The sequence below is a fragment of the Blautia ammoniilytica genome, assembly GCF_025566965.1.
Taxonomy (GTDB): domain Bacteria; phylum Bacillota; class Clostridia; order Lachnospirales; family Lachnospiraceae; genus Blautia_A; species Blautia_A ammoniilytica.
This window is the reverse complement of the sequence record NZ_JAOQJL010000010.1, coordinates 31,866-56,001: the sequence shown is the minus strand read 5'-3', so window position 1 is coordinate 56,001 and position 24,136 is coordinate 31,866. Positions and strand designations below refer to the sequence as shown.

23 protein-coding genes are annotated in these 24,136 nt (G+C 45.8%); 22 read left to right on the top strand and 1 reads right to left on the bottom strand.

What is annotated here, in order from left to right; genetic code table 11:
* The first annotated feature begins 18 nt into the window (after positions 1-18).
* From atpF to OCV61_RS06635, 10 genes are all read left to right on the top strand, one after another.
* On the top strand, positions 19-522 hold the full coding sequence (gene atpF, locus OCV61_RS06680; protein ID WP_158421170.1) for a F0F1 ATP synthase subunit B: 504 nt from the start codon (positions 19-21) through the stop codon (positions 520-522).
* Positions 519-1,058 carry an ATP synthase F1 subunit delta gene (gene atpH, locus OCV61_RS06675; protein ID WP_158421169.1) on the top strand — a complete coding sequence of 180 codons (540 nt, stop codon included), beginning with the start codon at positions 519-521 and terminating at the stop codon, positions 1,056-1,058. Before atpF ends, atpH begins: the two co-directional genes overlap by 4 nt.
* Before the next feature lie 49 nt (positions 1,059-1,107).
* Positions 1,108-2,643: a F0F1 ATP synthase subunit alpha gene (gene atpA, locus OCV61_RS06670; RefSeq protein ID WP_158421168.1), complete on the top strand. Its 1,536-nt coding sequence runs from the start codon at positions 1,108-1,110 to the stop codon at positions 2,641-2,643.
* A 15-nt stretch (positions 2,644-2,658) separates the two neighbouring features.
* Complete coding sequence (gene atpG, locus OCV61_RS06665) at positions 2,659-3,516, top strand: ATP synthase F1 subunit gamma (RefSeq protein ID WP_158421167.1); 858 nt, start codon at positions 2,659-2,661, stop codon at positions 3,514-3,516.
* A gap of 18 nt (positions 3,517-3,534) precedes the next feature.
* A complete protein-coding gene (atpD, locus tag OCV61_RS06660) occupies positions 3,535-4,935 on the top strand; it encodes a F0F1 ATP synthase subunit beta (protein ID WP_158421166.1) in 1,401 nt (466 codons plus the stop codon).
* Between the two features lie 12 nt (positions 4,936-4,947).
* Entirely contained in the window at positions 4,948-5,349 is a 402-nt protein-coding gene (gene atpC, locus OCV61_RS06655) for an ATP synthase F1 subunit epsilon (protein ID WP_158421165.1), read from the top strand.
* Positions 5,350-5,437: 88 nt separating this feature from the next.
* The gene (iorA, locus tag OCV61_RS06650; protein ID WP_158421164.1) at positions 5,438-7,216 is read left to right on the top strand and encodes an indolepyruvate ferredoxin oxidoreductase subunit alpha; all 1,779 of its coding nucleotides are present in this window, start codon (positions 5,438-5,440) and stop codon (positions 7,214-7,216) included.
* A 2-nt stretch (positions 7,217-7,218) separates the two neighbouring features.
* Entirely contained in the window at positions 7,219-7,794 is a 576-nt protein-coding gene (locus tag OCV61_RS06645; RefSeq protein ID WP_158421163.1) for an indolepyruvate oxidoreductase subunit beta, read from the top strand.
* A gap of 2 nt (positions 7,795-7,796) precedes the next feature.
* Entirely contained in the window at positions 7,797-8,987 is a 1,191-nt protein-coding gene (locus OCV61_RS06640; protein ID WP_158421162.1) for a pyridoxal phosphate-dependent aminotransferase, read from the top strand.
* Positions 8,980-10,377: an MATE family efflux transporter gene (locus tag OCV61_RS06635; protein WP_262582718.1), complete on the top strand. Its 1,398-nt coding sequence runs from the start codon at positions 8,980-8,982 to the stop codon at positions 10,375-10,377. Before OCV61_RS06640 ends, OCV61_RS06635 begins: the two co-directional genes overlap by 8 nt.
* 118 nt (positions 10,378-10,495) lie before the next feature.
* Here the strand turns inward: OCV61_RS06635 and typA are convergent, their stop codons facing one another.
* Entirely contained in the window at positions 10,496-12,328 is a 1,833-nt protein-coding gene (gene typA / locus OCV61_RS06630) for a translational GTPase TypA (RefSeq protein WP_158421161.1), read from the bottom strand.
* Positions 12,329-12,553: 225 nt separating this feature from the next.
* On the opposite strand from typA, the gene OCV61_RS06625 reads away from it, so the two are divergent.
* From OCV61_RS06625 to OCV61_RS06570, 12 genes are all read left to right on the top strand, one after another.
* A complete protein-coding gene (locus OCV61_RS06625) occupies positions 12,554-13,180 on the top strand; it encodes a single-stranded DNA-binding protein (protein ID WP_158421160.1) in 627 nt (208 codons plus the stop codon).
* A gap of 188 nt (positions 13,181-13,368) precedes the next feature.
* A complete protein-coding gene (locus tag OCV61_RS06620) occupies positions 13,369-13,860 on the top strand; it encodes a cob(I)yrinic acid a,c-diamide adenosyltransferase (protein WP_158421159.1) in 492 nt (163 codons plus the stop codon).
* A 159-nt stretch (positions 13,861-14,019) separates the two neighbouring features.
* Complete coding sequence (dapA, locus tag OCV61_RS06615; RefSeq protein ID WP_158421158.1) at positions 14,020-14,913, top strand: 4-hydroxy-tetrahydrodipicolinate synthase; 894 nt, start codon at positions 14,020-14,022, stop codon at positions 14,911-14,913.
* Between the two features lie 18 nt (positions 14,914-14,931).
* Positions 14,932-15,687 (top strand): 4-hydroxy-tetrahydrodipicolinate reductase, encoded by a 756-nt coding sequence (dapB, locus tag OCV61_RS06610; RefSeq protein ID WP_158421157.1) that lies wholly within the window; start codon positions 14,932-14,934, stop codon positions 15,685-15,687.
* Positions 15,688-15,990: 303 nt separating this feature from the next.
* Positions 15,991-16,986, top strand: a complete 996-nt coding sequence (locus tag OCV61_RS06605) for a BMP family ABC transporter substrate-binding protein (protein ID WP_158421156.1) — start codon at positions 15,991-15,993, stop codon at positions 16,984-16,986.
* Between the two features lie 242 nt (positions 16,987-17,228).
* Positions 17,229-18,755 carry an ABC transporter ATP-binding protein gene (locus OCV61_RS06600; protein ID WP_158421155.1) on the top strand — a complete coding sequence of 509 codons (1,527 nt, stop codon included), beginning with the start codon at positions 17,229-17,231 and terminating at the stop codon, positions 18,753-18,755.
* On the top strand, positions 18,752-19,822 hold the full coding sequence (locus OCV61_RS06595) for an ABC transporter permease (RefSeq protein WP_158421154.1): 1,071 nt from the start codon (positions 18,752-18,754) through the stop codon (positions 19,820-19,822). The genes OCV61_RS06600 and OCV61_RS06595 overlap by 4 nt, the downstream gene beginning before the upstream one ends.
* Before the next feature lies 1 nt (position 19,823).
* Complete coding sequence (locus OCV61_RS06590) at positions 19,824-20,744, top strand: ABC transporter permease (protein WP_158421153.1); 921 nt, start codon at positions 19,824-19,826, stop codon at positions 20,742-20,744.
* Entirely contained in the window at positions 20,745-22,358 is a 1,614-nt protein-coding gene (locus OCV61_RS06585; RefSeq protein WP_158421152.1) for an N-acyl-D-amino-acid deacylase family protein, read from the top strand.
* A gap of 165 nt (positions 22,359-22,523) precedes the next feature.
* Positions 22,524-23,003: a hypothetical protein gene (locus tag OCV61_RS06580; RefSeq protein ID WP_158421151.1), complete on the top strand. Its 480-nt coding sequence runs from the start codon at positions 22,524-22,526 to the stop codon at positions 23,001-23,003.
* A 410-nt stretch (positions 23,004-23,413) separates the two neighbouring features.
* Complete coding sequence (locus tag OCV61_RS06575; RefSeq protein ID WP_158421150.1) at positions 23,414-23,629, top strand: helix-turn-helix domain-containing protein; 216 nt, start codon at positions 23,414-23,416, stop codon at positions 23,627-23,629.
* Between the two features lies 1 nt (position 23,630).
* Positions 23,631-24,089: a DEAD/DEAH box helicase family protein gene (locus OCV61_RS06570; protein WP_262582717.1), complete on the top strand. Its 459-nt coding sequence runs from the start codon at positions 23,631-23,633 to the stop codon at positions 24,087-24,089.
* The last annotated feature ends 47 nt before the right edge of the window (positions 24,090-24,136 follow it).

Genomic DNA, 24,136 nt, shown 5'->3' with positions numbered 1-24,136 from the left:
CGGACAGGAGGTTATAAAATGCAGGTACAGGAACTTGTAGGAATTGTGCCTTGGACATTTGTGGCCCAGATCTGCAATCTTTTTATCCAAATGTATCTGATCAAGCGTTTTCTGTTCAAGCCAATCAATGAGATGCTTGAAAAAAGAAGAGCCATGGCAGATGCCCAGATTACCGATGCCCAGAAGGTCAAGGAAGAGGCAGATGCAATGAAGCAGGAATACGAGCAGAATATGCTGGATGCAAAGGACAAGGCAAATCAGATCGTAACAAGTGCACAGAAAACAGCTGCCATCCAGAGCGAGGAGATCCTGAAGGAGGCTGCAGACCAGGCAGCCGCCATTAAGGCAAAAGCTGAGAAGGACATTGCTCAGGAGAAACGGAAGGCAGTGAATGAAGTAAAGAATGAGATCGGCGGTATTGCTATGGAGATCGCCGGGAAAGTGATCCAGCGTGAGATCAGTGAAGAGGATCACGCAAAGCTTATTGATGAGTTTATATCGAATGTAGGAGAGGCATCATGACACAGACTGCCAGATTATATGGCAGCAGTTTGTATGAACTTGCTGCCGAAGAACAGCTTACAGACGTTTTGATGGAGCAGATGGAGGAAGTGCGTCAGCTTTTCAGAGAGAATCCGGAGTATGTGAAGCTGCTGGGAGAGCCTTCCATTCCAGGAGAAAAAAGAGAAGAGCTTCTTGAGCAGGCTTTCGGAGGCCAGGCGCAAAGGTATCTGGTGAATTTCCTGAAGCTGCTCTGCCAGCGCGATCTTATGCGGGAGTATTCCGGCTGCTGTCAGGAGTTCAGAAGGCGCTATAATGAGGATCACAATATAGCAGAAGCCCTTGTTACCAGTGCTGTGGTTCTTGATGAGACACAGATGGCAGCCCTGAAGACAAAGCTTGAGAAGATCAGCGGCAAGCAGGTGCTTCTCACCCAGAAAACAGATCCGAAAGTGGTAGCAGGTCTTCGTGTGGAGCTGGAAGGCAGACAGCTGGACGGAACGGTTCAGGGACGTTTGTCAGAAATGTCAAAGAAATTGAATGAAGTCATAGTCTAAATAAAATCATAGTTTAAATGAAGTCATAGTTTAAAGGATGGAAGGAAACATGCAGCTTAAACCTGAAGAAATAACCAAGGTCATCCGAAGCCAGATTAAATACTATGAAAATGCTATTCAGCAGAATGAAACAGGAACTGTCCTTATGGTAGGTGATGGGATCGCCAGAGCCAGCGGACTGGTGAACTGTATGGCAGGAGAGCTTCTTGAATTTGAGGACGGAAGCTATGGAATGGCACAGAATCTGGAAGAAAACAGCGTATCCATCGTATTGTTCGGCGATGATACAGGGATCGGAGAAGGCCAGACAGTAAAGCGTACAGGTAAGGTAGTGTCAGTACCGGCTGGAGATGCATTGATCGGACGAGTGGTCAATGCACTTGGTCAGCCCATTGACGGTGCCGGTCCTATAAAAGCAGAGGAGTACAGGGCGATCGAAAGTCCTGCACCAGGTATCTGCGAGAGAAAAAGTGTAAATCAGCCTCTTCAGACAGGGATCAAGGCCATTGATTCCATGGTGCCTATCGGAAGAGGACAAAGAGAGCTGATCATTGGTGACAGACAGACAGGCAAGACCACCATTGCCGCAGATACGATCATCAACCAGAAAGGTGAGGATGTGATCTGTATCTATGTTGCCATCGGACAGAAAAGATCTACGGTGGCTTCCCTTGTGGAAACATTGTCAAAGAATGGAGCCATGGATTACACCATTGTTGTTGCGGCTACTGCTTCAGAGGCAAGTCCTCTTCAGTATATCGCACCTTATTCCGGATGTGCCATGGGTGAGTATTTTATGTACAAAGGCAAGGATGTGCTGATCATTTATGATGACCTGAGCAAGCATGCAGTGGCATACCGTGCACTTTCCCTGCTGATCCGCAGACCACCAGGCCGTGAGGCATATCCTGGAGATGTATTCTACCTTCACTCCAGACTGCTGGAGCGTGCAGCGAAGCTGGATGATGCCCATGGAGGCGGTTCCATGACTGCACTTCCTATTATTGAGACACAGGCCGGGGATGTATCTGCATATATCCCTACCAATGTTATTTCCATTACAGATGGACAGATTTATCTGGAAACAGAGTTGTTCCATTCCGGTATCATGCCTGCAGTCAATCCGGGTATTTCTGTATCCAGGGTTGGGGGCAACGCACAGATCAAAGCCATGAAGAAGGTTGCCGGTACTCTGAAGCTTGTTTATTCCCAATACAGGGAACTGCAAAGCTTTGCACAGTTTGGGTCTGACCTGGATGCTGATACAAAAGCCCGTCTGGATCAGGGAGCACGTATTGTGGAGGTGCTGAAGCAGGGACGTAATGCACCGGTTCCTGTTGAGAAGCAGGTGGCTGTTCTTTATGCTGTAACAAAGGGTATTTTGTCCCGGGTTGCAGTGGAAGATGTAAAAGAATACGAGGCAGGACTTTTTACCAGTCTTGACAATGATGCAGAGGGAGTTGCAGTGATGCAAAAGATCCGTTCTTCCGGAAAGCTGGAGGGCGAGACGGAAGAGGAACTGAAAAAGGTTCTGGAACAGTATACAGAAAGCTTTCTGGATACAAAGCCGACAACTGGTAAATGATTAGGAGGATTTTAGATGGCTGCAAATATGAAAGCGGTAAAGCTGCGTATCAAAAGTGTGGAAAGCACCATGCAGATTACCAAGGCTATGGAGCTTGTAGCATCCTCCAAACTGCGTAAGGCAAAAGAACGTGCGGAAGTAAGCAGACCATATTTCCAGGCTCTTCATAAGACCCTGGAAGAGATCGCCAGAGGTAATACTGATTTTACATCCGTATATGCAGCCGGTTCCAAAAGCGGCAAATACTGTTATGTGGTAATTGCCGGAGACAGGGGACTGGCCGGCGGATATAATACAAATCTGTTTAAATGCCTGGAAGAAAAAAGCCATGGAAAGGAATATACAGTCCTTCCCATAGGGAAAAAGGCTGTTGAGCATTTCCAGAGAAAAGGGATCCCCTGTGTGACAGATGCATTTGGGGAGATCGCAGATATTTCAGTGGCAGACTGTTACGAGATTGCCAATATTCTCTGTGAAGAATTCAAAAAGGAAAGCTTTGGACATATAGATCTTTGCTATACCAGATTTATTTCCATGCTGGCCCAGAAACCGGATGCCATCCCGGCCATTCCTTTGACAGATCTTGTAGGAGACAGTGGGGAAAGAGAGCCTGTCCGCAATCTGATTCTGTATGAGCCGGATGCAGCACAGGTATTTGATGCCATTGTGCCTGAATATCTGGCAGGCCTGATCTACGGGGCTGTGTGTGATAGTCTGGCCAGTGAACTGGCTGCCAGACGAAATGCCATGGAATCAGCCACCAGTAATGCCCAGGACATGATCGAAAGCCTAAATCTGCATTACAACAGAGCCCGTCAGGCAAGCATTACCCAGGAGATCACAGAGATCGTAGGCGGTGCGGAAGGCGTATAATTTGGAGGTAAATATAGGATGAATGATAAACACATTGGCGAGGTAGTGCAGGTGATCGGGCCGGTACTGGACATACGTTTTGCTCATGACCAGTTGCCGGCACTGCTGAATGCCATTGAGATTGATAATCATGGAGTGAAGCTGACTGCGGAAGTGGCACAGCAGATCGGTGATGATACCGTGCGCTGCATTGCCATGAATTCCACAGATGGAATGGTAAGAGGGACAAAAGCTGTGGATACTGGCAGTCCCATTAAAGTTCCGGTTGGCGAAGAATGTCTGGGCAGGGTATTTAACCTGCTTGGTGATCCGGTAGACAATCTGCCGGCACCGGAAACAAAAGAAAAATGGGCGATCCATCGTCCTGCGCCTGCTTATGAAGAGCAGGTACCGGCAACAGAGATCCTGGAGACAGGTATCAAGGTAGTTGACCTGATCTGCCCTTATGCAAAGGGTGGTAAGATCGGTCTGTTTGGAGGCGCAGGTGTGGGGAAGACTGTGCTGATCATGGAATTGATCCATAATGTTGCTACTGCTCATGGCGGACTGTCTGTGTTTACAGGCGTAGGAGAGCGTACCCGTGAGGGGAATGACCTTTATAATGAGATGAAGGAAAGCGGCGTTATTGACAAGACTGCCCTGGTGTATGGGCAGATGAATGAACCGCCGGGAGCACGTATGAGAGTAGGTCTTTCCGGACTTACCATGGCAGAATACTTCCGTGATGTTAAGAATCAGGATGTGCTTCTGTTTATTGACAATATTTTCAGATTTACACAGGCAGGCTCCGAGGTATCTGCGCTTCTGGGACGTATGCCTTCTGCAGTAGGATACCAGCCTACACTGGCAACTGAGATGGGTACTCTTCAGGAACGTATCACATCTACAAGAAAGGGCTCTATCACATCTGTACAGGCAGTTTATGTACCGGCAGATGACCTGACAGACCCGGCTCCTGCTACCACATTTACCCATCTGGATGCAACTACCGTACTTTCCAGGGATATTGCCAGTCAGGGTATTTATCCTGCAGTGGATCCACTGGATTCCACCAGCCGTATCCTTTCCCCTGAGGTAGTAGGCAGCGAGCATTATGAGATCGCACGTGCAGTGCAAAGAGTGCTGCAAAGATATAAAGAACTGCAGGATATCATTGCCATCATGGGCATGGATGAACTGTCAGAGGAGGATAAGCTGACTGTAAGCCGTGCACGTAAGGTGCAGAGATTCCTGTCCCAAAGCTTTTCAGTGGCAGAGCAGTTTACAGGTATGAAGGGACAGTATGTTCCGCTGAAAGAAACATTACGAGGCTTTAAGATGATTCTTGACGGGGAATGTGACCAGATCCCTGAAAGCTGTTTCCTGTTTGCCGGAACCATTGATGATGTAATGGAAAAGGCAAAGAGCCAGAATCAGTAAAGGAGGCTGCCTATGAGTACATTTCCTTTAAGGATCGGTACACCGGACGGACTTCTGTTTGAAGGAGAGGCAGAACGTGTGATCTGCCGCAGTATTACCGGAGATCTTGCCATTCTTGCCAGACACTGTAATTTCTGCACTGCCCTTGGCATGGGAGAAGCCAGTGTGGTGATGGCAGATGGCAGCAGAAGGACTGCCGCATGTATCGGCGGTATGATCTCTGTGATGAACGGCAGCTGCAGTCTTCTGGCAACCACCTGGGAATGGAAGGAGGACATAGACGTCCACCGAGCAGATGTTGCGAAGCAAAAAGCAGAAGAAAAGCTTGCCGAAAACGGTTTGACTGATCAGGAATACAAACTTGCACAAGCAAAACTTCACCGTGCACTGGTACGGCTGAGTGTAAAAAAGTGATAGGGAAACCTGTCACTTTTTTGCGTTGACACGATAAGGTGTCAAGGTATACAATCATGTATTAAGAGAACCATTTAGGAGGTAGCAAATGAAGAAATTAATGACCGGCGATGAGGCCATTGCCAGGGGAGCATATGAGGCAGGTGTTTCTTATGCATCTGCATATCCGGGAACACCAAGTACAGAGATCCTGGAGAACCTGTCTACATACAAAGAGATTTATGCAGAGTGGGCACCCAATGAAAAGGTAGCCATGGAATCTGCTATTGGAGCATCTGTTGCAGGACTGAGAAGTATTGTATCTATGAAGCATGTGGGCATGAATGTGGCAGCAGACCCTATGTTTACCTGGGCTTACATGGGGGTAAACGGCGGCAATGTGATCGTAACTGCAGATGAGCCTGGGATGTTTTCTTCCCAGAATGAGCAGGATAACCGCAATTATGCCAAAGCAGCCAAGATTGCCATGATGGAGCCTTCCGACAGCCAGGAATGTATTGATATGGTGAAAGCAGCCTATGACCTGGGCGAAGAATTTGATACCCCATTTATCATCCGTATGACTACCCGTGTCTGTCATTCCAAATCTATTGTTGAGCTGACAGACAGGGCAGAGCAGCAGCCTAAGACATGGGAGAAGAATCCAGCCAAATACGTTTGCCTTCCAGCTATTGCAAGGAAGCTGCGTGTAAATCTGGAAAAAAGAATGGAGAAGCTTGCTGCTTACAGTGAGACAACACCATTTAACCGGATGGAGATGGGGGATACCCGTGTAGGTGTGATCGCTTCCGGTATCTGCTATTACTATGCAAAGGAAGTATTCGGAGAGGAAGCCTCTTATCTGAAACTTGGCTTTACCAATCCTCTGCCTGCAGGTCTGATCAAAGATTTCTGTTCTAAGGTAGATAAGGTTTATATTCTGGAAGAGAATGATCCCTATATTGAAGAATTCGTAAAGCAGCAGGGCTGTGCCTGCATCGGTAAAGAGCTTTTTCCATCATATGGAGAGCTGACACCAGATGTGATCCGTGCCTGCATTACAGGAAAAGAAAATCAGGTAATGGATTTTGACCACAGCAAGCTGATCGGCAGGGCGCCTTCTTTCTGTGCAGGCTGTCCTCACAGAGGTCTTTTCTACCGGCTTGGAAAGCATAAGGACATTATGATCAGCGGCGATATCGGATGCTATACACTGGCAGCTGCAAAGCCCTATAGTGCAATGGATTCCACAGTATGTATGGGAGCCAGCATCAGCCTTGGACATGGGGCACAAAGAGCCTTCAATATGGAAGGCGTGAACAGAAGAGTCGTTACCGTACTTGGTGATTCCACATTTTTCCATACAGGTATCAATTCACTGATCAACACAGTGTACAATAAGAGCAATACAGTGAATATCATCCTGGACAACAGGATCACAGGAATGACAGGACATCAGAATAATCCGGGAACCGGTTATACAGCCAAAGGTGAGGAGACTACTCTGATCCGTATTGAGAATCTGGTGCGTGCTATCGGCATGAAGCATGTATATGTGATCAATCCTAACAATCTTCAGGAGGTAGATGATACACTGGATAAATGCCTGGCACTGGATGAGCCGTCCGTGATCATTACCCGCTGGCCATGTGCATTAAAGAAATTTTCCAAAGAGGATAAAGCAGAATTTGACAGTCTGTTTGTTACAAAGAACAAAGTGGATGAAGAGAAGTGCGTAGGCTGCCGTCTTTGCCTGAAGGCAGGCTGCCCGGCTATGTCCTATGACAGAAAATCAAAGAAAGTCCATATCAATAAAGCACAGTGTGTAGGCTGTGATGTTTGTACCCAGGTATGCCCTAAGGCTGCCATTGTAAAGGAGGAGGCGTGACCATGACAAAAAGCATTTTATTAGTAGGTGTAGGTGGTCAGGGAACTATCCTTGCCAGCAAGATTCTCACAACAGGTCTGATGGAGGCCGGATATGATGTAAAAATGAGCGAGATCCACGGCATGTCCCAGAGAGGTGGAAGCGTTTCTTCGCAGGTACGTTATGGAGAAAAGGTAATGTCTCCGGTTATCGAAAAAGGAAAGGCTGATATTATCGTTTCCTTCGAGAAGATGGAAGCACTGCGTGCGCTAGATTATCTGAAACCAGATGGAGTACTTGTAGTAAATAACGAAGAGATTCCATCCATGTCTGTGATCACAGGAGAAGAGGAATATCCGGAGGATGTACTGGAAGAAATCCAGAAGCATGTAAAGGCAAAGGTGATCGATGCTACCCGCCTTGCAGGAGAGCTTGGTAATGAAAAGGCTGCCAATATGATCCTTCTGGGAACCATCATCCGTGCAATGGGGCTGGAGCATATCCACTGGGAGCAGATCCTGGAGGCCAATATTAAGCCGCAGTTCCTGGAATTAAATAAAAAAGCATTGAAAAAAGGAATTTCACTGATAGGAGATTAACCATGATTGCAGAAAAAATGAAACCTTACGTTAAAAACAATTCTGCCATCCGTATGATGTTTGAAGAAGGAAACCGTTTGAGAGGGATTTACGGTGCAGAGAATGTTTTTGATTTCAGCCTTGGCAATCCAAGCGTACCGGCACCGGACTGTGTACGCCAGGCCATCATTGAACTGGTAAATGATACAGAGCCTACTGTACTTCACGGCTATATGAGCAATGCAGGCTTTGAGGATGTGCGTCAGGCAATTGCAGATTCCCTGAACCGCCGTTTTGGTACAGCTTTTGCCGCAAAGAATCTGATCATGACAGTTGGCGCTGCCAGCGGTCTGAATGTAGCCCTTAAGACTATTCTGAACCCTGGAGAAGAAGTGATCGTATTTGCACCGTATTTCCTGGAATATGGTGCATATGTAAAGAACTACGACGGAAAGCTGGTGGAAATCTCACCGGATACTGCTACCTTCCAGCCTAATCTTCAGGAATTTGAAGAGAAGATCACTCCCAACACCAGGGCGGTGATCGTAAATACTCCACATAATCCTACGGGTGTTGTTTATTCTGAGGAGACCATCAAGAAGCTGGCTGCCATCATGGAAGCAAAGCAGAAGGAATATGGGACAGTGATCTATCTTATTTCTGATGAGCCATACAGAGAACTGGCTTATGATGGAGTACAGGTTCCGTATCTGACCAAATACTATGATAATACTATTGTAGGATATTCCTACAGCAAGTCACTTTCCCTTCCAGGAGAGCGTATTGGCTATCTGGTGATTCCGGATGAAGCGGACGGAAGCCAGGAGATGATCACTGCAGCAGCCATTGCCAACCGTACCATCGGCAGTGTGAATGCACCATCCCTGATCCAGAAGGTGATCGCCAAATGTGTGGATGCAGAGGTAGATGTGGCTGCTTATGACAAGAACAGACTGGCTCTTTATAATGGGCTGAAGGATCTGGGCTTTGAGTGCATCAAACCTGAAGGTGCTTTTTATCTCTTTGTAAAGTCACCGGTTGCAGATGAGAAGGAGTTTTGTGAAGCCGGTAAGAAATACAATATCCTGATGGTTCCAGGCAGCTCTTTTGCCTGCCCAGGATATGTACGTCTGGCATACTGTGTATCTTATGATACCATTATCAATTCCCTGCCTCAGTTTGCAAAGCTGGCGAAGGAGTTTGAAATTGCCTGATACCATGATCACCAAAAAGAAAAAGAAGGCACATATAAACGATCTTGGTAAAGATCCTGTGCCTGAACTGGTGCTGCGCCTGGCTCTTCCCACTATGCTTGCCCAGCTGGTAAGCGTGCTTTATTCCGTTGTAGACCGTATGTACATTGGAATGGGTGTGGGCAGCCTGGCCCTGGCCGGAGCAGGTGTGTGCGCTCCGATCGTTACATTATTGTCCTCCTTTGGCACCCTTGTGGGCCTGGGAGGATCTCCTTTAATGGCTATGCGTATGGGAGAGGGGAATACAAAAGAAGCAAAAAAGATCATGAATAATGGATTCATGATGCTTACTGCACTGTCAGCAATTCTTACCATCGTCTTTCTTCTATCAAAGGAAAAGCTGATCCTTTGGTTTGGAGCCAGCAATGCCACTTTTCAATATGCGGATACCTACCTGACCATTTACACGGCGGGTACTTTTTTTGCCCTGATGGCCTGTGGCATGAACAGCTATCTGATCGGACAGGGGTTCTCCGGCCTTGGGATGGGAACAGTGATCCTTGGTGCAATTCTGAATATTGCCCTGGATCCGGTGTTCATCTTTGTATTCCACATGGGTGTGGCAGGGGCTGCGACTGCTACCGTGATCTCCCAGATGGCATCCTGCGTGGCTGTACTTCTTTTCCTGCACAGCAAAAAGATGCCGGTACGTCTTGGCTGGGGAGGATTTTCCTGGAAAACCGTGAAAAGGATCCTTGCTTTCGGGATGTCCCCATTTTTGATCATTGCTTTTGACAGCGTGATCCTGATCGTATTAAATACAGTGCTTCAGCGTTATGGAGGGGGAAAAGAAGGGGATATTCTTGTAACCTGTGCCACCATCGTACAAAGCTATATGCTTCTGATCACCATGCCTCTGGGCGGAATTACTCTTGGGTGCCAGCCTGTGATCAGCTATAATTACGGAAGCGGGGATGGAGAGCGGGTAAAGAAGGCAATGAAGTGTATTGTTGGGCTGTGTCTGCTTTTTTGCGGACTGATGACGATTGTAACCTTTACTGTATCCCCGCTATATGTTTCACTTTTTACCAGAGATGAAATGCTCCTGAACAGATCTGTACGATACATCCGGATTTTTACAGCCATGATCATACCGTTGGCTGTACAGTATCCTTTGGTAGATGAATCTACAGCTTTGGGGCAGGTGCGGCTTGCACTGTTCTGCTCTATGTTCCGTAAAACTTTATTCTTAGGTGTGCTTCTGATCTTTCCGGCGGTGATCGCTGCAGATGCAGCTTTCCTTTCAGAGCCGCTGGCAGATGTGATCAGTGCCACAGTGACTACCTGTCTGTTTCTTCATTTCTTTCCAAGGATCCTTGCGCGGCGAAGAGAAGAACTGGAAAAAGAATAAGTAAAAAATACCCTGTACCTTCCGTGAAAGATCATGCGGAAAGCACAGGGTATTTTATATTCAAGAATGCCTCGGCATTCTTGTTGCGAGGTGCGCGGCAGGCCTTGGGGATGTAAAATCAGTTTTTCTTAAAGGCAGCTCTTTTACGATCCCTTGCATCAAGGATCCTTTTGCGGATACGAAGGCTTTTTGGTGTTACCTCCAGAAGCTCATCCGTATCAATAAATTCAATTGCCTGCTCCAGACTGAGTATCTTAGGTGGAGTCAGCTTTAATGCTTCGTCAGCGGAAGAGGAACGTGTGTTGGTAAGATGCTTTGTCTTACATACATTCAGTTCAATATCCTCTGCCTTACCATTTTGTCCGATGACCATACCGCTGTAAACCTTCTGGCCAGGTCCGATAAATAAGGTACCACGCTCCTGGGCAGCGAAAAGACCGTAAGTCACAGATTCTCCAGCTTCAAATGCGATCAGGGAACCCTGTTTTCTGTATGGGAAATCTCCCTTGTAAGGCGCATAACCATCAAACTCCGTATTGATCACACCGGTTCCCTTGGTAGATGTGAGGAAATCACCACGGAAGCCGATCATACCTCTGGAAGGGATATGGAACTCAAGACGGACAGAGCCATCACTGGCAGTACTCATGCCCTGCAGTTCTCCTTTACGCTCGCTTAACTTCTGGATCACAGTTCCGGAAAACTCCTCAGGAACATCTACATATGCGATCTCCATTGGCTCCAATTTCTTGCCGCGCTCATCATAGTGATACAGAACCTCCGGCTTGCTCACTGCAAACTCAAAACCTTCACGACGCATATTCTCGATCAGTACAGAAAGGTGAAGCTCACCACGGCCGGAAACCTTGAAACACTCTGTGGTTTCAGTATCCTCTACACGCAGGCTCACATCTGTATTCAGCTCTTTGTAAAGGCGGTCACGAAGATGTCTGGAAGTAATATATTTTCCTTCCTGTCCGGCTAAAGGACTGTCATTTACCAGGAAATTCATGGCAATGGTAGGCTCAGAAATCTTCTGGAAGGGGATTGCTTCCGGATTCTCACCACCGCACAGGGTATCACCGATATGAATCTGTGCAATACCGGAGATAGCAACAATAGAACCAATGGAAGCTTCTTTTACTTCCACCTTATTCAGACCGTCAAATTCATACAGCTTGCTGATTTTTACCTTCTGGCGCTTGTCAGGATCATGGTGGTTCAAAAGAGTAAGCTCCTGATTTACGGCGATGGAGCCATTTTCAACCTTACCTACGCCGATACGGCCTACATATTCATTGTAGTCAATAGTGCTGATCAGTACCTGGGTGTCTGCATCCGGATCACCTTCCGGTGCAGGGATGTATTTCAGAATAGCTTCAAATAAAGGCTCCATGTTTTCCGGTGTGTCCTTCAGATCCAAAACTGCATGACCTGTCTTGGCTGAAGCATAAAGGAACGGGCAGTCCAACTGCTCATCAGAAGCACCCAGATCCATGAGCAGTTCCAGTACCTCATCAACAACTTCATCCGGTCTTGCTTCTGGTCTGTCGATCTTGTTGATGCAGACGATCACGTGCAGATCCAGTTCCAGAGCTTTTCTTAAAACAAATTTGGTCTGGGGCATAGCACCCTCAAAGGCATCAACCAGGAGGATGACGCCGTCTACCATCTTAAGCACACGTTCTACTTCACCTCCGAAATCAGCATGTCCAGGTGTGTCAATGATATTAATCTTAACACCTTTGTAATGAACAGCAGTATTCTTAGAGAGGATAGTGATACCACGTTCTCTTTCAATATCATTGGAGTCCATGACACGCTCCTGAACTTCCTGATTTGCACGGAAAACGCCGCTTTGTTTCAAAAGCTGGTCCACAAGTGTGGTTTTCCCATGGTCAACGTGGGCAATAATGGCTACATTGCGTACATCTTCGCGTTTGGTCTTCATAAAATCGAATTCCTTTCTTTCTATTCTTTCTATATTAATGTGTTTCATTCTCATAAGTTGTCCGATTTTTCAGTTTACCACATTTTTCGCAGATTACAAGGTGTTGGAATGATTTTTTTGATTTTCCTGATTTTTTGGTTCTAAAAAAGATCTTATCTACATACATAATATAGACCCGCCCAAGAGGGCAGCAACACGCAAAGTGAAGGGAAGGAGAGCTACATTATGGCAGATAAAATTATTGAAAACAATCAGGTGTGGATCATTGGGAAGATCGCAACAGGTTTTACCTTCAGTCACCAGGTTTTCGGAGAAGGTTTTTATACCATGGAGCTGCTAGTGAAAAGATTGAGTAATTCAGAGGACAGGATTCCGGTAATGATTTCGGAAAGACTGGTGGATGTAACCCAGGACTATGTGGGGGAATACATAGAGATCCATGGACAGTTCCGGTCCTATAACCGACACGAAGAAAAACATAATCGGCTGGTATTGTCTGTTTTTGTAAGAGAACTGAGATTTGTGGAGGAAGATGATGAGGCTGATCCGGTCAATCAGATATTTCTGGACGGCTATATCTGTAAGCCGCCTGTTTATAGAAAAACCCCTCTTGGAAGGGAAATTGCAGATATTTTACTGGCTGTAAACAGACCTTATGGTAAATCAGATTATATCCCCTGTATTTGCTGGGGAAGAAATGCAAGATACGCTTCTGCCTTTGAAGTGGGCGGTCATGTACTGATCTGGGGCAGGATACAGAGCAGGGAATATATGAAGCGCATCGGGGAAAACGAAACAGAAAAGCGGACTGCCTATGAAATATCTGTAAGCAAGCTAGAGTACATAGAATGATATGCTGCCTAAGTAAAATGATCATCGGTCATGCTGGGCTTGCAATTCTGGCGAAACTGAGGTAATATAAGGATATTATTTGAAAATGGCGTAGTTTGCGCCTGTATTTTACAGCAGCAAAATGTCACTGACCGGCAGCTTTTTCTGACAGGGAAATCCAGCTGGACGCAGCGTCGAGAGGAAATATTATGGAAAGAGAATTAACAGAGGTTTACTGTGGAAGTGGCCGGGGAAAGACTACTCTGGCAATGGGACAGAGCCTGCGGGCATCCACTCAGGGCAAAAGTGTGATCATCATACAGTTCCTGAAGGGAAATGAACGCCGGGAACTGGATTTTCTGGAAGAACTGGATGAACTGGATATTAAGATTTTTCGCTTCGAGAAAATGGAAACCTGCTATGAGGAGCTGACAGAACAGGAGAAGTCAGAGGAGAAACGCAATATTCTGAATGGACTGAATTTCTCCAGGAAGGTAGTTGCCACCCAGGAATGTGATTTCCTTGTACTGGATGAGATCCTGGGGCTTCTGGACAATGGAATCGCTACATTGGATATGATCACAGACATTCTCAAACTGAAGAATGAATCTATGCATGTAGTGCTGACCGGAAGGATGATGCCGGATTCATTAAGACCCTATGTGGACAGTGTAACCACTCTGACAACAGAAATGATCTGACGGAGGGAAGAGCTGCATGAATGCAGGATTCCCTGATTTACGCGAGCAACGAGCCAAAGTCCGTGCTTGCACGAGACCTTGGCGACTGCCGCGATAACTTGAGAAACTCGCGGAGCGTGTTTCTCATAGTTTATACAAAGAAGATAAGGAGGAAGATTAATGGCAATTTTTAAGGGTGCTGGTGTTGCAATTGTAACTCCAATGTATGAGGATGGAAAGGTAAACTATGATAAGCTGGAAGAACTTTTAGAACAGCAGATCGCAGGCGGCACAGATGCAGTGATCATCTGTGGGACAACAGGTGAGTCTTCCACCATGACACATGGAGAGCACTTAAAGACCATCAAGTTTGCTATCGACAAAGTGGCAGGACGTATTCCGGTGATCGCAGGTACTGGTTCCAACTGTACAGAGACTGCCATTATGCTGTCCAAGGAGGCTGCTTCCTATGGAGCTGACGGACTTCTGCTTGTAACACCTTATTACAATAAGGCTACACAGAAAGGGCTGATCAGGCATTATACAGCCATTGCCAATGAAGTGCCGGATACACCGATCATTCTTTATAATGTACCAAGCCGTACAGGATGTAATCTTGCACCGGCTACTGTTGTTTCTCTTGCAAAGAATGTTAAGAATATTGTTGGTATCAAGGCTGCCAGCGGAGATCTGTCCCAGATTGCCAAGATGATGTCAATGGCAGATGGATGTATTGACCTTTATTCAGGCAATGATGACCAGGTACTTCCGATCCTTTCACTTGGCGGAGTGGGTGTGATCTCTGTGTTATCCAATGTAGCACCAAGGCAGACTCATGATATGGTTGCTAAGTTCCTTGAAGGAGATGTAAAAGGAGCTGCTAAGATCCAGTTGGATGCTATACCGCTGATCAATGCGCTGTTCTGTGAGGTGAATCCTATCCCTGTCAAGACAGCACTGAATCTTATGGGCATGCAGGTAGGACCTACTCGTATGCCATTATGCGAAATGGAGCCTGAAAATGAGGCACGTCTTGCAAAAGCAATGAAGGATTTTGGGATTAAGCTTGCATAAGACAGAAAGGGATTACAGATGGTAAAGATTATTATGCATGGCTGCAATGGACATATGGGACAGGTAATTTCCTCTTTAGTAGAGAAGGATCCTAATGCACAGATCGTTGCAGGCATTGATATTGCAGATAATGGGAATAACAGTTATCCGGTTTTTACAGATATGGAAGCATGTGATACACCGGCGGATGTATTGATCGATTTCTCCTCTCCAAAGGCAGCAGATCAGCTGATGGACTACTGTGTACGCCGCAGTCTGCCACTGGTACTTTGCACCACAGGCCTTAGTGAAGCACAGCTTGCAAAGGTGGAAGAAACATCGGGCAGGATCCCGGTTCTTCGTTCTGCCAACATGTCTCTTGGGATCAATACCCTGCTGAAGCTGATCCAGGATGCAGCTAAGATCCTTGCAACTGCAGGTTTTGATATGGAGATCGTAGAGAGGCATCACAATCTGAAGCTTGATGCGCCCAGTGGTACTGCTCTTGCTCTTGCGGACAGTCTGAATGAGGCCATGGACGGAGAGTATCATTATGTATACGACCGCAGCCAGCGCAGAGAGTTAAGGGATCCAAAGGAGATCGGCATCTCCGCTGTACGCGGCGGTACCATTGTAGGAGATCATGAAGTGATCTTTGCAGGACCGGACGAAGTGATCGAGTTTAAGCACACTGCATATTCCAAGGCTGTATTCGGTAAGGGTGCTGTAGAAGCAGCCAAATTCCTTGCAAGCAAGCCGGCTGGGAAGTATGATATGAGTGATGTGATCGGATAATTCAAAATAGGATTTACAATCCTAAACAAACCTGCTATAATGTGCAGGAAGATAGCAAAGGAGCGAGTCCACAGAGGGCTTGTTCCTTTTTTTTCTTTAGAAGACGCTTTTTATTTGAGAAAATTATACGATTTAACAACAAAAGACATGTAGAAATCAAACATGCCTGGTAAAATGCTGAAAAAAATTGTATAAACCAAAAAAAAATTATTTATTTTACATAAATAACATTGTATTCACAGTTTGAATGTGCTATACTGAAGCTAACAAATGAACAACAGTCAGAAAAAGGAGGAATTTAACATGAAGAAGTCATTCGTTGCAGCATTATTATGTGGAGCACTGACAGTTGCTGCTGTGCCGGCAGTACCGGTTATGGCTGATGAGCCGGATTACGCATCTATGAAGATCGTACTGATCCTTCCGGGAAGCATTGATGACCAGAGCTGGAATGCCAGCAATAATGCAGGAGCAAAGGCCTGCGATGAACAGCTGGGCACATCCATCGAAGTTGTAGAGTCTGTTCCGGTAGAAGAGTTTGAATCCACCTTTACTGAGTATGGTGAGAAAGGATACGATCTGATCCTGTCTGCAGGAAGCCAGTTTGACGAGGCTTGTGCAGCAGTTGCACCACAGTATCCGGACTCCATATATACAGTGATCAACGGCCAGATCAGTGATACAGACAATATGGTTCCTGTATTCCCCAAGGAGTATGAGGGATCTTATCTTGCAGGTATTATGGCAGGCTACGCTACAGAGAACGGAAACTTTGCAGTCATGGGCGGCGAGTCCAATGCTCCTATGGTGAAGCTGATGGATACTTATGATGCAGCAGCCAAGTCTGTATGTGAGGAGAGAGGCCTTGATTTTACCACTGCACGTTCTTTCGTAAACAGCTGGACAGATGTTTCCGCAACAAAGGACATGGCAGCACAGATGATGGACAATGGCGCTGACACCGTATTCTGCTATTCTAATGAGGGTGCTTCCGGTGCTGTTCAGGCAGCAGAAGAAAAAGTAGGCAAGTTTGTTGCTTTTGCAGCAGATAAGAATGATGAGAGCAGCTGCGTATACGGTTCTGTTCCGATGAACTGGGCAAATGTATATCCGTGGATCATCCAGGGTGTTGCAAAGGGTGAACTGAAGGGTGCACAGGAAGTTGGCGTTGCTGAAGGCGTATTTGAAGCGAAATATTCAGATGCATGCTCTGATAAGTGCAAAGCTGCTGTTGATCAGGCAATCAAAGATATCACAGACGGAAAGATCGATTTCACACAGTATTTTTCCGAGAAATAAGTAAAAGATCGTAATGATTCAGCAGGTAGTATCCTGCGGGAACAGTTACAAAAGATCTTCCGAAGGGGCTGTTGCGTGGGATTGTGCAGCAGTCCCTTTTGGTACATCAGCTGGGAGTCAATCCCCCAGCTGATATAGCCTCCGGCAGGATTGCAGAGGTGCGCAGGAGAAGTATGTCATGCAATTGCATGACGCGCACCTCGCAGCAAGAATGCCGAGGCATTCTTGAACAGGAGGCAGATATGAGTGAAGCGGTTATTGAGTTAAAACACATAACGAAACGGTTTGCCAAGGTACTGGCAAATGATGACGTTTCCATTACAGTCCATAAAGGAGAAGTGGTGGCTCTTCTTGGGGAGAACGGGGCAGGTAAAAGTACGATCATGAAAATCCTCTACGGCCTTTATCATGCTACCTCCGGTGAGATATGGATCGATGGAAAGGAACGCAAAATAGCATCCCCCAAAGAAGCAATGGCACTGGGGATCTCCATGATCCAGCAGCATTTTTCACTGGTGCCGGCACATACGGTAACAGAAAATATCATTCTTGGCAATTGCAAAGGCAGGGTGGATATCAAGGCCAAAGAAAAGGAGATAGAGGCACTGGCAAAGCAGTACGGGTTTGATGTGCCTGCCGGAGAATATATCAAGAATCTTTCAGTAGGCACCCAGCAGAAGGTAGAGATCCTGAAAGCTCTTTATCTGAATGCAAGGATCCTGATCATGGATGAGCCTACTGCAGTTCTTACTCCACAGGAGATTGATACATTGATGACCTTTGTGAAAAATTATGTGTCAAAAGGCAATTCTGTTGTCTTTATCACACATAAGATGAAAGAAGTCATGCAGGTGTCAGACACCATTGTGGTTATGCGAAACGGTAAGATCTGCGGAACCGTAAAAAGAGAAGATACCAATGAAAAAGAACTGGCACATATGATGATCGGTCATGATCTGGAAACCTTGCAGGCACCGGGAGGAGATGATCTGGAAAAGAAAAAGAAACGGCTGATCGTGGAAGATCTGACCATTCAGAAAAAGGATAGTGCACCAGTGCTGGATCATATTAACCTTACAGTCCATGAAGGAGAGATTCTTGGGATTGCCGGTGTTTCCGATAATGGGCAGCAGGAGCTGTGTGAAGCACTTTATGGCGCAGAGACCCCTACCCAAGGTAAGATCCTTCTGGACGGCAGGGACATTACAGCCACCAGCGTTAAGGACAGGATCACCATGGGGATGGGATATACAGCATCAGACCGTTACCGTTACGGTATGGTGGCGGAGATGTCCCTGGCAGAGAATATGCTTCTGAAAGCCAGTTATCTGAAAAACTGGGTAAGCCATGGGATCATTAACTGGAAAAAACTGCGCCAGTATACAGAACGTCAGATCAAAGAATACAAGATTAAGGCTCCTGACTGCAATGTAACTGTAGGCAGTCTTTCCGGCGGTAATCAGCAGAAGGTAGTTGTGGCCAGAGAAGCAGATATGGGGAAAAGCCTGGTGATCTTTGACCAGCCAACCAGAGGCCTTGATCTGGGCGCCATCAATTATGTACATAAAACTATTCTGGGAGAGAAAAACAGCGGCAAGTCCGTGATCCTTGTTTCTACAGAACTGTCTGAGATATTTGCACTGTCTGACAGGATCGCAGTTATGTATAAGGGCAGGATCATGGGCATTTACAAAAATGGTGAGCTTACCACAGAGAAGATCGGTCTTCTGATGGCAGGTTATCAGCCGGATAAGGAGGAAGAGGCATGAAACAGAACGGAAAAATAAAGGATTTCCTTTTATGGACGGTGCTGGCCATTGTACTTGGACTGATCGTCAGCTTTGCATTCCTTCCCCTTTTAGGCGTGGATCCTGTGGATTCCCTGAAGATAATGCTTACAGAAACCTTTTCAGATAAGTTTACCATGGGAAATATCCTGATCAAGACTACACCGCTGATCCTTACCAGCCTTGCTTTTGCATTCACCTACAAAGCCAATCTTTATAATATTGGTGCACAGGGGCAGTTTTATGTGGGATGTATTTGTGCAGTGGCAACTACCCTGGCACTGCAGACAAAGCTTCCGGGAGTAGTGGTACTGCTTCTGGCATTTGCGGCAAGTATTCTGGGCGGTGGACTGACTGGGCTTCTCATTGGATTTCTGAAAGCAAAATTTAATGCCAATGAATTTCTGGTAAGTATGATGTCCACGTATGTGGTACAGTACGTGATGCAGCTTCTTCTCCGTACTGCCCTGCAGGAGCCGAAGCATGAATATCTGAAGACTGCATATATTGACAATTCTGCATGGCTTCCTAAGATCATTCCTGGAACTTCAGTTTCACTTGGGATTGTGATCGCTCTTGCAGCAGCCATTTTCATCTGGTTTATCCTGTATCATACATCTCTTGGATACAGAGTTCGTGTAACAGGACTGAATCAGGATGCAGCCAGGATGTCGGGTATCAGTCCTAAGAAAATGTGTATGACCGCATTTTTTATCAGTGGTGCCATTGCAGGGCTTGCAGGCTTTACAGAGATCAACGGAATGCAGCATATGCTTCTTACAGGATTTGAGTCAGATATTGGATCTTATGGTATTGGTATCGCCATTATGGCAAGTGCAAACCCCATCGGTGTTATTTTTGCGGCGCTTCTTTTCGGAACTCTTCAGGTAGGCGGTACAGCACTGGGGCATTCCACAGATGCTCCGGCCAGCGTTATTGACGTTATGCTTGGCTTTGTTATGTTGTTTGTGCTGATGTCCTTCTTTGTAAGAAGAAAGCTGGAGATCCGGAAACTGAAACATCAGAAGCTGCAGAAAGGAGAGGCATGATATGCAGGTATTTATTAATTTGATCACCAGAGCATTTTTCATGAGTACACCTTTGATCCTTGGAGCACTGGGAGAAGTTCTGGCAGAGCGTACAGGTATGATGGTTACTGCTGTTGAAGGTATTTTCCTTATTGGTGCATGGGGCGGCTTTATTGGCGCTTATCTTAGCGGAAGCATGCTGGCAGGCTTTCTTCTTGCTATGATTTGTGGTCTTCTTGTGGCGGCTTTATATGGAGTGACTACTGTGTATATGCATCAGCATCAGATCGTTATGGGAACAGCCATCGCCATTTTGATCACCGGGTTCTGTACCTTCTTCTATCGTGTGATTTTTGGCATTCAGACAGTACCTCTTAAGGTAACACCTTTATCAGTGATCAGGATTCCTCTTTTGTCCAGGATTCCTGTGATTGGACAGGTACTGTTTTCACAGAATATTGTTACATATATTACCTATCTTCTGGTTCCTATCGTATTTTTTGTGATCTATAGAACCTCTCTTGGACTTTCCATGAGATCCTGCGGTGAGAATCCAGAGGCTGCAGATGCTGCCGGTATTAATGTTACAAGGACCAGATTCCTGGCCGTGCTTGTAGCCGGATGCATGGGCGGTGTGGCAGGTGCTTACTATTCTCTTTGTAATGTGGGAATGTATACATCAGAGATCATTGGAGGAAGAGGCTGGATCGCATTTGGTATCTGTTTTCTTGGTAACTGGAATCCGGTTGGGGCTTTGATCTTTGGCATTGTTTTTGGTATTTCCGACGCTTTGGGAACTTATGTAAAAGCTCTTGGCAATGCAGCCATTCCCAGTGAGCTGTTCAGCGCACTTCCATACATCCTTGTGATCGTACTTACAGTATGCAGGAAACAGTTTAACGTGCCGGCAAAGCTTGGTGCTAATTATGTAAAAGAGGACTAAATGACAGAATATATTATCAAAAACGGTTTTATTGTAAATGGTAAAATGGAAAAGCCTTTCCTGGGAACCGTTGTGGTAAAAGATGGAATCATCCTGGAGATTGCTCCTTTTGTGGAGATCCCTTCAGATTTTCCAAAAGACCAGATTCTGGATGCTGCCGGGGGCTATATTACCCCCGGCTTTATTGATATCCACAGACACGGTGACTGGGAAGCCCTTGTAAACGGGGATGACAGGCTTTTGAACAGGCAGGGACTGACTACAGTTGTAAATGGAAACTGCGGCCTTTCTGTAGCACCTGCAGGACAAAGATATGCAAAAGATATCAGCAGCTTTTTAAGCAGTGTTACCGGAGAGCCAACCGCAGATGTGAAGAGCATGCCGGATATGGCTTCTTATATGAAAGCCCTTAAAAAGACAAAAAGAAGTGTGAATACCGGGATGTTATCTGGCAACGGGACCATCCGGGCTGGAGTGAAGGGCTATGCCCCAGGCCGGCTTACAAATGAGGAACTTCATCAGGTGTGGGCAGTGCTGGAAGAATGCCTGGCTGCAGGCGTACTGGGGGTAAGCATGGGACTTGCCTATGCTCCGGAGTTTGAATACGATCAAAAGGGAGCCGTGCAGGCGCTTTCACCCTTAAAAGGAACACAGATCCCTATTGTTACCCATATCAGAAATGAGGGAGATGGCATCCTTCCGGCTTTGGAAGAGGTGATCTGTATTGCAGAAGAACTTCAGATCCCTCTTCATGTAAGCCATATGAAATGTATTGGTAAGAAGAACTGGGGAGAGACTCCGGTAAAGATCCTGAAGCTTCTGGATCAGGCAGAGCGAAGGGGTGTGAAAGTGGATTTTGACCTGTACCCTTATCTTACAGGTTCTACCCAGCTGGTTCACCTTCTGCCTCCCCAAAGCCAGAAAGGCGGAACTGAGGCGATCATCCGCAGGCTGTCAGATCCGGATTACCGAAAAGAACTGACCCATGTGCTGAAGACTCCTTCTATGGAGTTTGAAAATATTGTGGAGCTGGCTGGCTTTGAAAGGATTTATGCAAGCAGCCTTCATACACCGGAATATGCACCTTATGCCGGTCAGTCTATTGCCAGGATCGGGCAGCAGCTGGGGAAGGATCCTTACGATACCTTGTATGATATCCTGATTGCAGAAAAATGTGAGGTAACTATGCTGGATACCATTGCTTCTGAAGAGGATATGCTTTTATTTTTAAAGGACAGGCGTGCCAATCTGATCTCTGATGCCATTTATCCGGCAGGAGGGAAAAGGCATCCAAGAGTATGTGCTGCATTTCCAAAGCTGCTGACGGATTATGTGCGTGATAAAAAGATATTTACCATTGAGGAAGCAATCTATAAGATGACAGCCAGACCTGCGCAGGTTTATCACATGGACCGTGGGACCCTTCAGGTGGGAATGCCGGCAGATTTATGTGTGTTCCACCTGGAAAATCTGGATACTGCAGCAGATTTTGACAATCCGGACCGGCTGTGCACAGGCTTTGATTATGTGCTTACAGGCGGACAGATCGTTGTCAGGAAGGATCAGTGGAACAATCCTGGCAGCGGAGAAGTGATCGTAAGAGCTGCAAGATAGTATCCGGAATAGTACCTGATTTCATATTCCTTATTTTTCCAGTATAGGATTTGTAAAAATATACAAAATAACATTACAGTAACGATTCAGCAGGCAGTATCCCGCCAGGGCACTGAAGAGTTACACAGTACAAGTTAAATCCCAAGGAAAAAGGAGATCAGTGGAATGAAAAAAGCTAAAATGATTCTGATGAGTATACTGCTTGTTTTTACATTTTCTATGCTGGCAGGATGTGGCACAAAGAACGGACGTAAGGCAGCAGATGAGACGAAAAAGAGTACGGATGACAAAGCTGCCGAAGATAATGCCACAGAGGATAATGCCGCAGATAAAAAAGATAAGGATAAAAAAACGGAAGATGATGGAAATAGGGACAAAATAGATGACGCAAAGGATAACAAAGAGGAGAATGTGAGGGAGAATAAAGAAGACAATGCACCAGATAATGCACCGGATGATGTAACGGATAATGGACCGGATCAGACAACAGAGGGTCAGCAGGATGGAAATATTGATCAGAATAACAATGGGGACGGCACGGTATCCGGTGAACTTGGGAATGCAGTAAAGGACATCGGAAATGGTGTTGGAGATGCTGTGGAGGATACCGGGGATGCGGTTGGGAATGCAGTGGAAGGCCGGTAGGAGGATTATGTAAAGAGATTCCTGGCACGGCCGGTTGGTATGAAGAACTGTATAGGCGGCAAAAATTATCCTGTTTCTATAGCTGCGAAAGCCTTGCAATGCTATAGAAACAGGATATTTTTTGCCCTTTTGCAGGGTTCACATGCAGGCCGTGCCAGCTACAGAACATGCAGAAGTGAGCGTAGAGTAACAGAAAAAGAATATTAAAGAGCGATTGGAAGAGAACAGGCAGGAAGTGAAAAAACAAGAAAAACAACAGAAAGTTAAAAAATCAATCCAGAGGCATGGAACTATAAGAAAAACAGATGTAGGTGTCGATGAAAATCGCAAGTTCTTGCGAAAAATATGATGTGATGATATACTTGTTATTAACAGCGTATAAAGCATTAAACAGATGTCAGGAGGCAATCATGGCTGTATCATATGAGCGTTTATGGAAATTGTTAATTGACAGGAAAATAAGTAAAGCAAACTTAAGAAAAGCCTCAGGAATCGCACCTAATACAATGACAAAGCTTCGTCGAAATGAAGAAGTAACACTTACTGTTTTAGGTAAAATATGCAACGTTCTGGAGGTCGATTATGGCGATATCATAGAGTATGTAGATAAGGGAGATGAAGAATGATATGACACCGGAAGAAAAAGCGCGTTGCGTAATCGATAATAATCTCCGCCAGTCAGGACGTTATGCAAAGAGTTCTTTCAAATATTTTCTACCTTTAGATGTAAAGGGATTTCGAAAATGTCAGATTAATGCAATCAATAATCTGGAAAAATCGTTTGCAGATAATCGTCCGAAGGCATTAGTACAGATGGCAACAGGAGCGGGAAAGACATTCACAGCAATTACGGCGTCATATCGTTTGCTCAAATATGGGAACATGAAACGCATCTTATTTTTAGTAGATACGAAAGGGCTAGGTGAGCAGGCAGAAAGAGAGTTTCTTGCGTATACACCGAACGATGATCCACGCTCATTTTCACAGATATATGGAGTACGTAGATTAAAATCCTCTTATATACCGAATGAGGAAGCAATTGTGGATGATAGATGCAGATCTTGCAGATTTTGTAAAATGCTATAATCCAGATTTCAGAAAAAAAGGATTTATTTTACCAATCCGATAGAATG

Excerpts from the sequence above, each read along its gene's own strand:
- atpF (WP_158421170.1), top strand. The coding sequence starts at position 19 with ATGCAGGTACAGGAACTTGTAGGAATTGTGCCTTGGACATTTGTGGCC.
- atpH (WP_158421169.1), top strand. The coding sequence starts at position 519 with ATGACACAGACTGCCAGATTATATGGCAGCAGTTTGTATGAACTTGCT.
- atpA (WP_158421168.1), top strand. The coding sequence starts at position 1,108 with ATGCAGCTTAAACCTGAAGAAATAACCAAGGTCATCCGAAGCCAGATT.
- atpG (WP_158421167.1), top strand. The coding sequence starts at position 2,659 with ATGGCTGCAAATATGAAAGCGGTAAAGCTGCGTATCAAAAGTGTGGAA.
- atpD (WP_158421166.1), top strand. The coding sequence starts at position 3,535 with ATGAATGATAAACACATTGGCGAGGTAGTGCAGGTGATCGGGCCGGTA.
- atpC (WP_158421165.1), top strand. The coding sequence starts at position 4,948 with ATGAGTACATTTCCTTTAAGGATCGGTACACCGGACGGACTTCTGTTT.
- iorA (WP_158421164.1), top strand. The coding sequence starts at position 5,438 with ATGAAGAAATTAATGACCGGCGATGAGGCCATTGCCAGGGGAGCATAT.
- OCV61_RS06645 (WP_158421163.1), top strand. The coding sequence starts at position 7,219 with ATGACAAAAAGCATTTTATTAGTAGGTGTAGGTGGTCAGGGAACTATC.
- OCV61_RS06640 (WP_158421162.1), top strand. The coding sequence starts at position 7,797 with ATGATTGCAGAAAAAATGAAACCTTACGTTAAAAACAATTCTGCCATC.
- typA (WP_158421161.1), bottom strand. The coding sequence starts at position 12,328 with ATGAAGACCAAACGCGAAGATGTACGCAATGTAGCCATTATTGCCCAC.
- OCV61_RS06625 (WP_158421160.1), top strand. The coding sequence starts at position 12,554 with ATGGCAGATAAAATTATTGAAAACAATCAGGTGTGGATCATTGGGAAG.
- OCV61_RS06620 (WP_158421159.1), top strand. The coding sequence starts at position 13,369 with ATGGAAAGAGAATTAACAGAGGTTTACTGTGGAAGTGGCCGGGGAAAG.
- dapA (WP_158421158.1), top strand. The coding sequence starts at position 14,020 with ATGGCAATTTTTAAGGGTGCTGGTGTTGCAATTGTAACTCCAATGTAT.
- dapB (WP_158421157.1), top strand. The coding sequence starts at position 14,932 with ATGGTAAAGATTATTATGCATGGCTGCAATGGACATATGGGACAGGTA.
- OCV61_RS06605 (WP_158421156.1), top strand. The coding sequence starts at position 15,991 with ATGAAGAAGTCATTCGTTGCAGCATTATTATGTGGAGCACTGACAGTT.
- OCV61_RS06600 (WP_158421155.1), top strand. The coding sequence starts at position 17,229 with ATGAGTGAAGCGGTTATTGAGTTAAAACACATAACGAAACGGTTTGCC.
- OCV61_RS06595 (WP_158421154.1), top strand. The coding sequence starts at position 18,752 with ATGAAACAGAACGGAAAAATAAAGGATTTCCTTTTATGGACGGTGCTG.
- OCV61_RS06590 (WP_158421153.1), top strand. The coding sequence starts at position 19,824 with ATGCAGGTATTTATTAATTTGATCACCAGAGCATTTTTCATGAGTACA.
- OCV61_RS06585 (WP_158421152.1), top strand. The coding sequence starts at position 20,745 with ATGACAGAATATATTATCAAAAACGGTTTTATTGTAAATGGTAAAATG.
- OCV61_RS06580 (WP_158421151.1), top strand. The coding sequence starts at position 22,524 with ATGAAAAAAGCTAAAATGATTCTGATGAGTATACTGCTTGTTTTTACA.
- OCV61_RS06575 (WP_158421150.1), top strand. The coding sequence starts at position 23,414 with ATGGCTGTATCATATGAGCGTTTATGGAAATTGTTAATTGACAGGAAA.
- OCV61_RS06570 (WP_262582717.1), top strand. The coding sequence starts at position 23,631 with ATGACACCGGAAGAAAAAGCGCGTTGCGTAATCGATAATAATCTCCGC.